The 14,373-nt window shown below is 45.8% G+C and carries 10 protein-coding genes and 3 pseudogenes; 1 reads left to right on the forward strand and 12 read right to left on the reverse strand.

Translation table 11 applies throughout. The features are described 5' to 3' along the window. Positions 1–106: 106 nt before the first annotated feature. The 3 genes and pseudogenes from glnA to L0M13_RS10865 all read right to left on the reverse strand — a co-directional run bounded on the left by glnA (position 107) and on the right by L0M13_RS10865 (position 3,225). Positions 107–1,441, reverse strand: coding sequence for a type I glutamate--ammonia ligase (gene glnA / locus L0M13_RS10855; protein WP_235196539.1), 1,335 nt, complete (start codon positions 1,439–1,441; stop codon positions 107–109). Positions 1,442–1,480: 39 nt separating this feature from the next. Further along, positions 1,481–1,870 (reverse strand): MerR family transcriptional regulator, encoded by a 390-nt coding sequence (locus tag L0M13_RS10860; protein ID WP_235196540.1) that lies wholly within the window; start codon positions 1,868–1,870, stop codon positions 1,481–1,483. Positions 1,871–1,991: 121 nt separating this feature from the next. Continuing rightward, positions 1,992–3,225: pseudogene (locus L0M13_RS10865) on the reverse strand (aminotransferase class I/II-fold pyridoxal phosphate-dependent enzyme). Positions 3,226–3,334: 109 nt separating this feature from the next. Between L0M13_RS10865 and L0M13_RS10870 the strand changes: the two are divergent. After that, complete coding sequence (locus tag L0M13_RS10870; protein WP_235196541.1) at positions 3,335–3,940, forward strand: trimeric intracellular cation channel family protein; 606 nt, start codon at positions 3,335–3,337, stop codon at positions 3,938–3,940. A gap of 43 nt (positions 3,941–3,983) precedes the next feature. Here the strand turns inward: L0M13_RS10870 and L0M13_RS10875 are convergent, their stop codons facing one another. The 9 genes and pseudogenes from L0M13_RS10875 to rny all read right to left on the reverse strand — a co-directional run bounded on the left by L0M13_RS10875 (position 3,984) and on the right by rny (position 14,336). Further along, on the reverse strand, positions 3,984–4,283 hold the full coding sequence (locus L0M13_RS10875) for a rhodanese-like domain-containing protein (RefSeq protein ID WP_235196542.1): 300 nt from the start codon (positions 4,281–4,283) through the stop codon (positions 3,984–3,986). A 114-nt stretch (positions 4,284–4,397) separates the two neighbouring features. Further along, the gene (gene hfq / locus L0M13_RS10880; RefSeq protein ID WP_311195667.1) at positions 4,398–4,709 is read right to left on the reverse strand and encodes an RNA chaperone Hfq; all 312 of its coding nucleotides are present in this window, start codon (positions 4,707–4,709) and stop codon (positions 4,398–4,400) included. Beyond that, positions 4,701–5,594 (reverse strand): annotated as a pseudogene (miaA, locus tag L0M13_RS10885) (tRNA (adenosine(37)-N6)-dimethylallyltransferase MiaA); the annotation flags it as partial. The pseudogene miaA and the gene hfq, both read right to left, overlap by 9 nt. Continuing rightward, positions 5,587–6,507 (reverse strand): alpha/beta hydrolase, encoded by a 921-nt coding sequence (locus tag L0M13_RS10890; RefSeq protein ID WP_235196543.1) that lies wholly within the window; start codon positions 6,505–6,507, stop codon positions 5,587–5,589. The gene L0M13_RS10890 and the pseudogene miaA, both read right to left, overlap by 8 nt. A 52-nt stretch (positions 6,508–6,559) precedes the next feature. After that, positions 6,560–8,415: pseudogene (gene mutL / locus L0M13_RS10895) on the reverse strand (DNA mismatch repair endonuclease MutL). A gap of 4 nt (positions 8,416–8,419) precedes the next feature. Further along, positions 8,420–10,945 (reverse strand): DNA mismatch repair protein MutS, encoded by a 2,526-nt coding sequence (mutS, locus tag L0M13_RS10900; protein WP_235196544.1) that lies wholly within the window; start codon positions 10,943–10,945, stop codon positions 8,420–8,422. A gap of 276 nt (positions 10,946–11,221) precedes the next feature. Next, on the reverse strand, positions 11,222–11,647 hold the full coding sequence (locus L0M13_RS10905; protein WP_052651316.1) for a YlbF/YmcA family competence regulator: 426 nt from the start codon (positions 11,645–11,647) through the stop codon (positions 11,222–11,224). Between the two features lie 265 nt (positions 11,648–11,912). Continuing rightward, on the reverse strand, positions 11,913–12,710 hold the full coding sequence (locus tag L0M13_RS10910; RefSeq protein WP_235196545.1) for a TIGR00282 family metallophosphoesterase: 798 nt from the start codon (positions 12,708–12,710) through the stop codon (positions 11,913–11,915). 66 nt (positions 12,711–12,776) lie between these two features. After that, positions 12,777–14,336 carry a ribonuclease Y gene (rny, locus tag L0M13_RS10915; protein ID WP_235196546.1) on the reverse strand — a complete coding sequence of 520 codons (1,560 nt, stop codon included), beginning with the start codon at positions 14,334–14,336 and terminating at the stop codon, positions 12,777–12,779. Positions 14,337–14,373: the final 37 nt, after the last annotated feature.

Genomic DNA, 14,373 nt, shown 5'->3' on the forward strand with positions numbered 1-14,373 from the left:
GGCTCACCTCCTTCTTGAAGGGGTTCTCTGTTATCTTAATTTATTCCTGCCTATTTGCGAAATTAAAAAAGCTGCAAGAGCGGTTAAGCCCTTGCAGCAGATTCTATTAATACATTTTCAGGTATTGCTCGCGCTCCCATGGATGCACAGCCGTTCTGAACATATCCCATTCAATTTCTTTCGCTTCGACGAAGTTGTTTAAAATATGATCTCCTAACGCTTTTTTCATTACATCATCATTCTGCAGTTCTTGCAACGCTGCATAGAGAGTTGAAGGCAAGTCTTTAATGCCTACAGCTTCACGCTCTTTTTTGTTCATTGCATAAATATTACGGTCTACTGGTTTTGCCGGTTTCAGCTTGCGGCGAATGCCGTCTAACCCAGCTCCAAGCAATACCGCCATTGCTAAATACGGATTAGCGGCAGGATCAACCGAGCGCACTTCAACACGAGTTGACATGCCTCGTGATGCCGGAATCCGGATTAAAGGGCTGCGGTTCTGGCCAGACCAGGCTATGTAGCACGGTGCTTCATATCCAGGAACTAATCGTTTATAAGAATTGACTGTTGGATTTGTGACAGCTGTAAAGCCTTCTGCATGTTCCATAATACCAGCGATAAATTGATAAGCTGTTTCACTTAATTTCAATTCCCCGTCTTCATCCAAGAACATGTTCTTATTGTTATTGAACAACGAGACGTTCATGTGCATTCCAGAACCACTGACCCCGAATAACGGCTTAGGCATGAAAGTAGCATGAAGACCGTGTTTACGGGCAATCGTTTTAACGACTAATTTAAAAGTTTGGATATCGTCGCAGGCTTTAATGGCATCTGCATATTTAAAGTCGATTTCATGTTGGCCTGGCGCCACTTCATGGTGGGAAGCTTCAATTTCAAAGCCCATTTCTTCCAGTTCCAATACGATGTCGCGGCGGCAGTTTTCACCAAGGTCCATCGGTGCTAAGTCAAAATAACCACCGTTATCATTTAACTCCAGTGAAGGCTCACCGCGCTCATCAAGTTTAAACAAGAAGAATTCCGGCTCTGGCCCTAAATTAAAGTGAGTGAAACCGAGTTCTTCCATTTCTTTTAACACACGTTTTAAGTTTGTACGCGGATCGCCCGCAAAAGGCGTCCCATCGGCACTGTAGATGTCACAGATCAAGCGCGCAACTTTTCCTTTGCCTGTAATCCACGGGAATACCACCCATGTATCAAGGTCCGGGAACAAATACATATCCGACTCTTCGATCCGTACGAATCCATCGATAGAAGATCCATCGAACATCATTTTGTTGTCGAGTGCTTTGTCCAGCTGCGATGTAGGGATCTCTACGTTTTTGATAACACCTAGAATATCGGTGAATTGCAAGCGGATAAAATTGACGTCTTCCTCTTTAACTAGTCGTTGAATGTCTTCTTTTGAATATTTACCCATGAATTCTCCACTCTCCTATTAATAGTATGTAAGCCCGTCTCAGTTTGGAAAGAAACGGGATAATTCACCATGCCTAAAACCACTTTGGCTAAGCGGCCTTGCCTGTTGTTGAAGTTCCTCCCGCAAAATCCGTCGAAGTTCCGTATCGGTCAACGTTTTTGGTTCAGCTGTAACATTTACCGGTACGGATTTCATCGCATAGATCTTCTTGATTCCCGCCATGTTCAACCCTTGGTCCAAATAATCCTTGATTTCAAGCAATGTATCGACATCGTTCAATGAGAACATGCGCTTATTGCCTTCCGTGCGGGCAGGGCTGATCAATCCATGCTCTTCGTAATAGCGGATCTGGCGCGCAGTCAATTCTGTCAGCTGCATCACAATGCTGATGGGCAGAAGCGGCATCGTTCGACGAACCCGATTCGTCATTATTTTCACCCTTTTCAGTTTTACTACTCTTTCAGTATAAAACATGTTAGATAAATTGTCAAACTCATGTTATGTTTTCTAACACAAAAATATTCCTGCACTCTTTCAAGTGCAGGAACACTTATAAAAGACCGGATTCTTCTAAAGCTGCGATTGAATTCAATACCGCAATTTTCACATGTTCATAAGTTAATCCGCCTTGCACAAAGGCGGTGTAGGGCGGCCGAATCGGGCCGTCTGCTGTGAGTTCGATGCTGGAGCCTTGGACAAATGTCCCAGCTGCCATGATGACATCATCTTCATATCCCGGCATATAGGCCGGTTCCGGTTTGAACTGTGCATTTACCGGCGAACTGTTTTGGATCGTTTGGCAAAAGGCGATCATCTGCTCTGCCGTTTTAAAAGAAACGGATTGGATAAGGTCAGTCCGCGGCGCAGAATAATGCGGCGTCGTTTCCATCCCTACCGATTCCAAAAGAGCCGACGTGAAGATCGCCCCTTTTAAGGCTTGCGAGACAATGTGCGGAGCCATAAAAAAGCCTTGATACATATCAGGCAACGCGTTCAACGAAGCTCCTGCCTCTCCTCCTATACCCGGAGAAGTCATCCGGTAACCGCATTTTTCGACTAAATCTGCTTTTCCGGCAATATAGCCGCCGATTTTCGCCAAACCGCCTCCCGGATTTTTGATTAAAGAGCCGGCAATCAAATCTGCACCAGCCTCGATCGGTTCCCGCCTCTTCCACAAACTCTCCGTAGCAATTGTCCACAAAAATGATGGCATCTTCCTTTATTACTTTGACACGCCGGACCATCTCTTCAATTTCACCGACGGTAAAAGAGGGCCGTGTATCGTAGCCGCGTGATCGCTGGATTGCAACCACTTTTGTTTTTTCTGAAACAGCGCTTTCAACATTGGCCCAGTCGATCTGATTGCTCCTCGTTAAATCGATATGCTGATAGCCAATGCCAAAATCCTTAAGGGAGCCCGTATCCTTTTCGCCTCCCGAGACGATGGCGTCTAAAGTGTCATAAGGCTTTCCTGTGATGTACATCAATTCATCCCCCGGTCGCAGCACGCCAAAAAGCGCAATGGTAATTGCGTGGGTTCCGGAAATGATTTGTGGGCGGACCAAAGCTGCTTGCGCTTTGAAGACATCCGCATAGACTTTTTCTAAAGTGTCCCGTCCTTCATCATCGTAGCCATACCCTGTAGAAGGGTTGAAATGATGGTCGCTCACTTTTTGACGATGGAAAGCATCCAATACTTTCTTCTGATTCAGGAAGGCGATGTCGTCTGCACGCCGCAATTCTTTTTGGATTGTTTCTTCGATTGTTCTGATTGTTGTCTGCATGTTAATCTCCATTCATTTTTAATGCCATTTCCATTATTGCGCGAAACTTGAAATTGCGTCAAACTCTGATACAATTCATAGAGTTAGTTTTTCAGGGAGGATCAGTGCAATGGCTTGGGAAGTTTTAAGTGCAATCGGGACAATCGCGTTTGCCATTTCCGGCGCAATTATCGCAATGGAAGAAGAATATGATATTTTTGGCGTTTACCTTCTCGGAGTCGTTACCGCTTTCGGCGGCGGAGCTATCCGCAATTTACTGATCGGCGTTCCTGTTTCAGCCTTATGGGAACAGGAAATGATGTTTCAGTTAGCCGCCATTTCCATCACCATCGTTTTTCTTTTCCCGCATAAATTACTCGGGCCATGGAGCCGATGGGGCAATTTCTTCGATGCGATCGGCTTGTCCGCATTTGCTGTACAAGGTGCATTATATGCAGTCGATTTGAATATGCCCATTATCGCTGTCATGGTCGCCGCAATTTTAACGGGTTCCGGCGGCGGAATGATCCGTGATTTACTGGCGGGCCGAAAGCCGCTTGTCTTAAAAGCGGAAATCTATGCTTTATGGGCTGCCATCGCAGGCATCTTGATCAGCATTGATATGATCCGCTCGGACTTCGTCTTATACGGCCTGTTCCTAGTGATCACCGTTTTGCGCATTCTATCTTATACGTACAACTGGCGGCTGCCATCAAGAAAAATCCAGCTGCCTTAAAAAAACAAGCCATGCGGCAAAAAGCTGCATGGCTTGTTTTTTATTAAGCGATGACTTCCCCGTTCCAGTTCATCATGCCGCCTTCGATATTAATTGTTTCAATGCCATTCGACTCCAAAAAGTCGCAAGCCATTGCGCTTCTGCCGCCAGCTTTGCAGATCACATGGACATCTGCACCTGCCCCGATTTCATCTAAACGTTCCGGTAGCTGCCCGAGTGGAATATGCTTTGCTCCAGGGACCATGCCATAAGCTACTTCTTCGTCTTCACGCACATCTATCAGGTAAATTTCTTCCCCTTTTTCGACGAGTTCTTGCAATTCATCTGTTGTAATGGATTTCACGATTTATTTCCTCCTGCCAAATGTTTAAGATTAAGCTACTTAAAAAGGGTATACTCACCTTCTGCTTCTGTCAAATGAAAAAACCAGCTGGGTTGCCCCCGGCTGGTTGATCACTTATTCCTGATGTTCAATGTTCACAGCCTTAGCAGGCGAGAATGTTGAAATCGCATGTTTGTAGATCAATTGCTGTTTGCCATCCGTTTCAACCAGCACCGTAAAATTATCATAGGATTTAATGGTTCCTTTTAACTGGAAGCCATTTAGTAAAAAGACGGTTACAAAAATATTATTTTTACGCAGCTGATTTAAATAGACATCTTGAATATTGACTGGTTTCATGAATATCCCCCTTAGAATAAACCCTACTCTGTGATTTGCCGTGCTATTAGCTCTATTCGACGGTCCCGCTTCTTTTTCCTGCATCATCGTTTCAATTTCTGCCAGTTTTTTTTCATTTTCTTCTAAGGCATCAATCCAAAAGATCGGCAACTTGTTTTTAAAATAAGTAAACTGCCGTTTGGCGTACTTCCGGGAATTTTGCTTGATTTTGCTGATGGCATCATCCAAGGACAATTGGCCGTCAAAATAAGCATAAATTTCTTTGTAGCCAATCGCTTGAACCGATTGGACCCCACGAACCCCCTGGTCATACAAGCCCTTTACTTCTTCTAAGAGCCCTTTTTGGAGCATGGCATCCACCCGCCCATTGATCCGTTCATATAGGATTGGCCGTGGAATATCCAAGCCTACGATCAGTTCGTTGTACATGGGAGACAATGCTTTGGTCCGTTCTTCCTTCGCCTGCCCGCCCATATTGATTTCAATGGCACGCAGCACTCTGCGTGTGTTATTCGGATGGATATCAGCATCCGGGTCAAGTGCAAGCAATTTTTCGTGCATCGCCAGAGGGCCCCGTAGTTTCAGTTCTTCAGCCAGTTTCTCGCGAAGTTCTTCATCCGCTTGCTGATCTGAAAAGCGGTAGTCAAAGAGCACAGCTTGGACATATAGCCCGGAACCGCCGACGATAATGGGGAATTTGCCGCGCAACTTTATTTCCGCAATCTTCCCTCTAACTAGTTGCTGATACTCCGCAACGGAAAAAGGCTCTTTTGGGTCTTTGATATCCAGTAAATGATGGACGACCCCATCCATTTCATGCGCCTCAATTTTAGCGGTGCCAATCGACAACCCCTGGTAAACTTGCATCGAGTCGCCGTTGATGATTTCCCCGTCATACCGTTTTGCCATTTCTAAACTTAATGCCGTTTTGCCGGAAGCAGTCGGTCCGACAATGGCCATTACATCAATCATCTTTTCTCATCCATTCTACTAATGTGCCAAAATGCTGTTGCTTATTGGTTTCATGAAGCAATTCATGCCGGCCGCCTTCTGCCAGATACAATTGGACATTCGTCAGCCCAGCTTCCTGATATTGCTTGGCGGTTGAAAACAGCCCTTTCCCGTTGTCTCCTACAGGATCTTCTGCCCCACTGATCAGGAGCACCGGTAAGTCTTTCCGAATTTTAGCGACTTCCACTTTTTTATGGATTAAGCTCAGCCCGTGGAACAAATCCACATAGAACTGATTGGTCGAGGGCTGTCCGCTCATCGGATCCTTTTCGTATTTTTCGACTGCTTCTTTATCCCGGCTGAGCCAGGCAAATAACGACCCTTCGTCTTTGAACGGCTTGATGAAACTGCCGAAAGTCAATTTGCCGAGCATAGGATTGACGGCTTCTTTGCCGGAAAATCTTGCGGCAGCTAAAGCGAAAGCGAGTCCCGCTTTCCCTGCTATCCCTGGATCTCCCCCGGTTCCGGAAATAATAGCTTTGCTTATTTTATCGCTGTGCAATTGAATATAGCGTCTTGCGACGAAAGAGCCCATGCTATGGCCGAAGAGGATCAATGGCAATTGCCCGATTTGTGATTGTACACCTTTTAATACCTCATCAACATCTTCTACAACGCGGTTAAAGCCATCAAATTCACCAAAAAACCCCTGTGTTCCGTTCCGTTTTGCCGTCCGGCCGTGCCCCCGTTGGTCGTGGCCCGATACAACAAAACCATGCTGCGCCAGAAAACTTGCAAACTCTTCATAGCGACCGACATGTTCCGCCATGCCATGAATGATGTGCACATGGGCAACCGGATTTTCCGGTTCGTAAATTTCGTAGTAAATTTCCACTCGATCACTTGCGCGAATAAAATTCTTCGTGATTTTCAATGCATGATCCCTCCCGAAAACAAGATAGGCAATATTCATTTTCTATAGCCGTTTACATGACGCGCTTAAACATTTTTTCCACATCATAGGTTTTAAAGTGGATAATGACTGGACGGCCATGCGGACAAGTGAATGGTTGTTCTGCATCCTTGAGATCCGCCAACAACCGCTCCATCTCATGCTTTTGAAGATAATGATTCGCCTTGATGGAACGTTTGCAGCTCATCATGATCGCCGCATCTTCCCGCAGTTTTTTTACATCCACTTTTCGTTCATTCAACACTTGTTCGATTAAATCTTCAATCACTTCCTGCTCAAATCCCGAAGGAAACCAAGTCGGATGCTCCCGAACGATAAACGAAGTGTCCCCGAACTCTTCCAAAAAAACGCCGCTTTCAGCCAAGACATGCAAACTGTCTTTCAAGCGCAGCGCCTCGTCCCGGCTATAGTGGAAAGTCAGCGGCAAGAGTAGAGCCTGCCGTTCTCCAGCATCAATATCGCCGACTTTTTCCCGAAAGAACTCATATTTGATCCGTTCCTGTGCCGCGTGCTGGTCGATCAAATAAAAACCATCATCGCTTTGCGCCACAATATACGTGCCATGAATTTGGCCAACGACTTCAAGTTCCGGAAATTGAGGGCTAGTATCTTCTTCAAATTCCGGTTCTACTTGAAGATTTTCAGGCTGTTCATCGTACAGCCTTTCTTCCGGCGTTTCAAAAGGCGTCGTTTCTACCACGTTGCTTTCTTCTGGTGGAAGATGATGCACGGGCTTCAAAACAGGCAGAGTTTCCTCAATATCCGGTTCTTCTTTTCCACGCAGTTCCTGCACCACTTCTTTGACTGTAAACGATGATTTCCAAATATCCAATTGCTTGGAAGGGGTTTGTTTCGGCGCTTTCGGCTTTTCGATGACCGGCGCCCGGACGGCTGAAGAAATGGTCCGCGTATCGTTGTATGGATCAGTTCCATCAATTCTTTTTCTTTGCTGAGCCGGATTTGCTGTTTCGCTGGATGTACGTTGACATCGGTCAAATAAGGGTCGCCTTCAATATTCATAACGACGATGGGCTGCCGCTCCAGCGGCAAAAATGTATGATATGCCTTATGGACGGTGTTCGCAATCGCATAATGTTTTACCCAGCGCCCATTCACGAATAACGAAATGTAGTTTTTATTAGCCCGCGTGATTTCAGGCAGGGATGCGTATCCTGATATTTTGTAGTCATGCGACTCCCCTTCAAAGGGGATCATTTTCTTGGCAATCGAAACTCCATAAATATCCGAGATCACCCGTTTGATGTCACCGCTGCCGGAAGTCTGGAGAATCATCCGTCCATCGTGCGACAATTTAAATGAAATTCCCGGATAGCTCAAAGCGAAACGGTTCATCAGGTCAATTGAATGCCCCAGTTCTGTCTGCAAGGTTTTCATGTATTTCAAACGCGCTGGCGTATTGAAGAACAATTGGTCGATTTGGATATCGGTGCCTTTTCGAAGAGCGCCTGCACGGTGTTCGATCAAACGGCCGCCTTCCATATGCACATACGTGCCGGATTCGCCGTTTGACGTATGCAGCGTCACTTTTGAAACGGAAGCGATACTTGCTAATGCCTCTCCCCGGAAACCGAGCGTTCGAATGCGGAATAAATCATGTTCGTTTGCAATTTTACTGGTAGCATGGCGTGAAAATGACAATAGCGCATCTTCTGAATCCATTCCAGCGCCATTATCGACGATCTGGATAGAAGTCAGCCCCGCTTCGGTTAACAGCACTTCAATAGCGGTACTTCCAGCGTCGATTGCGTTTTCAACCAATTCTTTGACGACGGATGTGGGCCTTTCGACCACTTCACCCGCTGCTATTTTGTTTGATAACGGCTCGTCCATTAATCGAATAATCCCCATATCCTCACCCCTTCTTGCTTAATTTCACCTGCAGGTCATTCAAGAGCTGCAGCGATTGCAATGGCGTCATTGCCGCGATATTGGCATCGGAAATCGCTTGCAGCACTTCTTCGCTTTCGGTGTCACGGTCATCAAAAAACGATAACTGCTCCACTTCGCTGACATGCTTCTTGTTTTCCGATTCAAAGCTGACGAGCAGTTCTCTTGCCCGCGAAAGAATCGGCTGTGGCAATTCAGCGAGTTCTGCCACATGGATGCCGTAGCTTTTATCAGCTGGCCCTTTTTTCACTTTATGCAGGAACACGACTTTGCCGGATTGCTCCATGGCCGCCACGTGCACATTGCTCAATTTATCCAAAGTTTGGTCGAGTGCTGTCAATTCATGATAATGGGTGGAAAACAGTGTATTCGCCCCAATATTCTCATGAATGTATTCGATCATGGATTGTGCAAGCGCCATACCGTCGTACGTGGATGTCCCCCGCCCGATTTCATCGAATAGCAGCAGGCTGCGTTCAGTCGCATGCGTGATCGCATATTGCGATTCAAGCATTTCGACCATGAACGTACTTTGCCCGGAAACTAAGTCATCTGCTGCACCGATGCGTGTGAAGATCTGGTCGACGATCGGTAAATTTGCCGATTCTGCCGGCACATAAGAGCCGATTTGAGCCATGACAATGGTCAACGCCACTTGGCGCATATACGTACTTTTACCGGACATATTCGGCCCTGTAATCAATAGCATATTTTGGTCATTGGTCAAAACACAATCGTTCGGCACATAATGCTGTTTATTGAGCATTTTTTCTACGACCGGATGGCGTCCCTCAATGATGGAAATTTCTCTTGAATTATTGAAGTCCGGCTTCACAAAACGATACTTTTCCGCCACATTCGCGAAGCTCATAAAGACATCAAGGCCGCTTAATGTCGAAGCCAATTCTTGAATACGTGAAATGTATTGCTTGACTTCTTCGCGGATTTTTACAAACAGTTCATATTCCAGCGACAAGCTTTCTTCTTCTGCCGTTAGGATCAAACTTTCTTTTTCTTTTAATTCAGGTGTGATATAGCGTTCTGCATTCGCCAATGTCTGTTTGCGTTCATAGCGTTCCAGATCTGCTAAATGCATATTGGCTTTTGAAATTTCAATGTAGTAGCCGAATATCCGGTTATAGCCGATTTTCAACGACTTAATTCCCGTCCGCTGACGCTCCTGCTGCTCTAATTGGGCAATCCAATCTTTTCCGTTGCGTGAAGCGTAGCGGTATTCATCCAGTTTCTCGTGGTAACCGTCACGGATAACGCCGCCTTCTTTAGATGACAAAGGCGGATTTTCACTGATGGCATCGAGCAATTCACATACTTCTCCGCAGCGATCCAATTTGCGGCTGAAATCCTGCAGCACATCATCCCCGGAGTTTTGGAGTTCGTCAATAATTCCCGGAATTTTCTCCAATGAACTTCGCAATTGCGCTAGATCACTTGCGCTCGCACTGCCAAAAGCGATGCGGCCGCTCAAGCGTTCCAGGTCATACACTTCTTTTAGCAAAGTCTGCAATTCAACTCGCACAAAATAATTCTCAATCAAAGATTCGACCATGAATTGGCGTCTTTCGATTTGCCGCTTATTGGCAAGCGGCTGATGCAGCCATTGCTTTAGCTTCCGGCTGCCCATTGCCGTGACCGTTTCATCCAGCAGCCAAAGCAAGGTCCCTTTCGTGTCGCCTCCGCGAATCGATTGCAGCAATTCCAAGTTCCGCTTTGAGTGGAAATCGATCGATAGGAGCTGGCCGCTTTCATTATAGGAAAAAGCTTGGATATGCTCGAGCGACTGCTTTTGCGTCCGTGCAATATAAGAAAGCAAACGCAAGATGGAAAGCCTCAAGTCTTCAGGGCATGCCGCTAGTAGGCGTTCCTCTGCCTGGTAGACTTCATCCATCGTTTCAATCGATAGCACGAGATCTTGTGCATCTTCATTAAGCAGCAAGAATAATTGGTTGGATACTACCAACTCACGGATTTGCAAAGACTGCAGTTCCTGAAGCAAGGACTTTTCAGTTCCGGTTATGTATGTAGCTCTCGCTTCCCCCGTGCTGATATCCACATAAGACAAGGCAAAGCCATCAGGCAATTGATCGGCTGCCGCCAAAAATAAATTCGATTTGGAATCGATGCTTTTTCCTTCCGTATGCGTCCCTGGCGTAATTAACCGAACCACTTCCCGTTTGACGACGCCTTTCGTTAATTTTGGATCTTCCACTTGTTCACAAATGGCCACTTTATGCCCTTTTTGAATCAATTGGTCGATATAATTCTGGGCTGCATGATGCGGAACACCGCACATCGGAATTCGTTCATCGCCATTTCCGCCTCTGCTCGTCAATGTAATTTCAAGCAATTGTGAGGCTTTTAGCGCATCATCATAAAACATTTCATAAAAATCCCCAAGACGGAAAAACAGAAACGCATCCTGGTATTCAGACTTCACTTGCAAATATTGTTGGATCATCGGTGTAGGTGCCATTTTAATACCTCTTTCGCGAACTTTTCGTAGTTTCTCTATTATAACAAAAAGATGAAGGGAAAAGAAAAAACTGAAAGAGCAAGCTCTTTCAGCTTTTGTTTCAAATCGGCCTGCTTTCGCTTACAAAAGCTGAACGGCCGTTTCCGCTTTTCTTTGTCCAGGCTCCAACGGCCAGCTCCTCGGGTCATAAGCCGTTCTTCCTGTGCGGCAAAAAACGCCGCTTCGGAAGCCCGTCTTATGCCTTTCGGAGCTGAACAGGCACCTCCGCTTTTCTAATTAGCAGTTTCCTGGTGTGCTGTTTTTCACTTGGGATCCTGTTTCGCCGCGAAGAAGGTCTCCGCCAGTTGAAACGATGATGTTGTTTGTCACTTGATTGGCAATGGCGGTCGACACCATTTGAAGCAATGCATTGACATCGCTTTGAGACTGTTTGAACTCTTGTACGATTGGCACCGCATCGATTTCTTCTTCGATTTTCTGGATTTTGCTTTCGATCAAATTCAATGCACGTTCTTTGCCGTATGCTTGGAAGTTGACTGCTTGTTTTTGCAAACTCTTCATGCTGGCAATTTTCTCACGTACTTTTTGGTTTTCGTTTATTTGAGCTTCTGCACGTTTGAAGAATTCCACTTCTTCCGTTTCAGCGATCATATCCGCCACTTCACGTGCTTTAGCAATAATCTCTTCTTTTGAATACGCCATTCTCTAGACACCCACTTCTTGGCCGTTCATGGTTTCAACGAGTCCGCCACTCAAAGGCCATATTTTTTATTGTTGGTATTTTTCACTTTCACTAAATCGAAATATAATTTTTCAGTTTGCCCAAGGAGTCCGGGGCTCCGGCAGCCTTAAATGGCCAGCATTCGTGAAAAATCCCTTTCAATCAATACCTTATTATACTGAATAAGCCCATCACTCTACAAGGAAGCCGCACCAATTGTCGGAGAATCGACAAGAAGCATGAAGATTATCCTTTAAAAGGATAGTCTTCGTTGATATACACGCGTTCAAATGAAACTGCTTTTCCTGTAGTGTCGTCAAGCTCTGTAAAGAATCCGCTGACAACTGAACGACCGCGCTTCGGCACTTCAAACCGGGTCGGCATATTCGTTTTAAATCGGTACAAGACCGATTCCTTCGTCATCCCGAGGATTTCATCGTACGGCCCCGTCATGCCGACATCCGAGATATATGCTGTGCCATTCGGCAGGATGCGTGCATCTGCTGTCTGTACATGTGTATGGGTGCCGACTACTACTGAAGCCCGGCCATCTAAATGCCAGCCCATCGCAATTTTCTCACTCGTCGCTTCAGCATGGAAATCGACAAACACTAGGGGAGAAATTGCTTTCGCTTCTGCCAAGAGTTCATCCGCTTTTTGGAATGGATCTTCGTGCGGCGGCAAGAATACACGGCCATGAAGATTGATTACCGAAAGCGTTTTTCCGTTTTTGGTCACCGTAGCCATTCCGCGACCCGGTGCTTCGTCCGAAAAGTTTGCAGGACGGATTAAATAATCCACTTCGTCAATGAAATCAAAAATCTCTTTTTGGTCCCATGTGTGGTTGCCCATCGTGATCATATCGACGCCCATGAATAGCAAGTCTTGATAAATCGCTTTTGTAATTCCGCGTCCCGCTGCTGCATTCTCACCGTTCGCGATGACCACATCCGGGTTGTATTTTCTTTTCAAGCGCGGCAAATAGGACTCCAGTGCTTCTCTGCCGATTGAACCCACAATATCTCCAATAAATAATACTTTCATTCTGTTCACCTTTTTCCATAAGAAAAAGGCTTCTTTGAATAGACATTCATCGAAGCCTTTATCCTATTATTTTGCGTATTCAACTGCTCTCGTTTCTCGAATGACGGTCACTTTGATGTGGCCTGGGTAATCCAGTTCTTCTTCAATCCGTTTACGGATGTCGCGCGCCAGACGATGCGCAGTCATATCATCAATCTGTTCCGGACGAACCATAATGCGGATTTCGCGTCCTGCTTGAATCGCAAATGATTTCTCTACGCCTTCATAAGACTCGGAAATCTCTTCAAGTTTTTCAAGGCGGCGAATATAGTTTTCCAATGTTTCGCTCCGTGCACCTGGACGAGCAGCGGACAAGGCATCAGCTGCGGCTACAATTACCGAAATGATCGATGTCGCTTCTGTATCGCCATGGTGGGAAGCAATACTGTTAATGACCACTGGATGTTCTTTGTATTTCGTTCCTAATTCGACTCCGATTTCCACATGGCTGCCTTCGACTTCATGGTCGATTGCTTTACCGATGTCATGCAATAAACCGGCGCGTCTTGCTAAAGTCACATCTTCACCAAGTTCCGCTGCCATTAATCCGGACAGGAACGCTACTTCTACAGAATGCTTCAAGACATTCTGTCCATAGCTTGTACGGTAACGGAGACGGCCAAGAATCTTGATCAAATCAGGGTGGAGGTTATGGACGCCGACATCAAATGTCGTCTGCTCTCCGATTTCCCGGATTTGCTCATCCACTTCTCTTCTTGATTTTTCGACCATTTCTTCGATGCGCGCTGGATGGATACGGCCATCGGAAACCAATTTTTCAAGCGCCAATCGAGCAGTCTCGCGGCGAATTGGATCAAAGCCGGATAAGATAACCGCTTCCGGCGTATCATCAATGATTAAATCGATGCCTGTCAAAGTTTCGAGTGTTCGGATGTTTCTTCCTTCACGTCCGATGATTCGGCCTTTCATCTCATCATTCGGCAAGTTGACCACTGAAACCGTCGTTTCGGCTACATGATCAGCAGCAAAGCGCTGCATTGCCAACGACAGGATATTCTTAGCTTTTTTGTCCGATTCTTCTTTCGCGCGCGCTTCTGATTCTTTGACCATAACCGCAAGGTCCGTTGAAAGTTCATTTTCAACTTGCTCGATGATAATGGCTTTCGCTTCTTCGCGGGTTAAAGAAGAAATACGTTCCATTTCGGACTGTTGCTGACGAACTAGTTCTTCAGCTTTGCTTTCCATCTGTCCAATATGCTGTTGTTTTTCTGCAAGCGATTCATCTTTGCGTTCCAGACTCGCTTCTCGTTTGTTCAATGCATCATCCTTGCGATCTAAATTTTCTTCTCTCTGCAACAGCCGACTTTCTTGTCTTTGCAATTCAGATCGGCGTTCCCGAATTTCAGATTCTGTTTCAGTACGCAATTTATGATTTTCGTCTTTCGCTTCCAATAACGCTTCTTTCTTCAACGCTTCAGCTTCTCGTTTTGCATCTTCAACAATTTGCTCCGCAGAATTTTTAGCGCCTGCTATACTGGAATCGTTTGCTTTCTTTAATGCAAAATACCCAACAACTACACCGACGATGATACCAAGCAAAGCGAAGATGATCTCGGTAAACCCCATTCGGACACCTCCTCTTGCTATTCTTTTACTTTTTCAA

The sequence above is a fragment of the Planococcus sp. 107-1 genome (assembly GCF_021513255.1).
In the GTDB taxonomy this organism is placed as follows: domain Bacteria; phylum Bacillota; class Bacilli; order Bacillales_A; family Planococcaceae; genus Planococcus.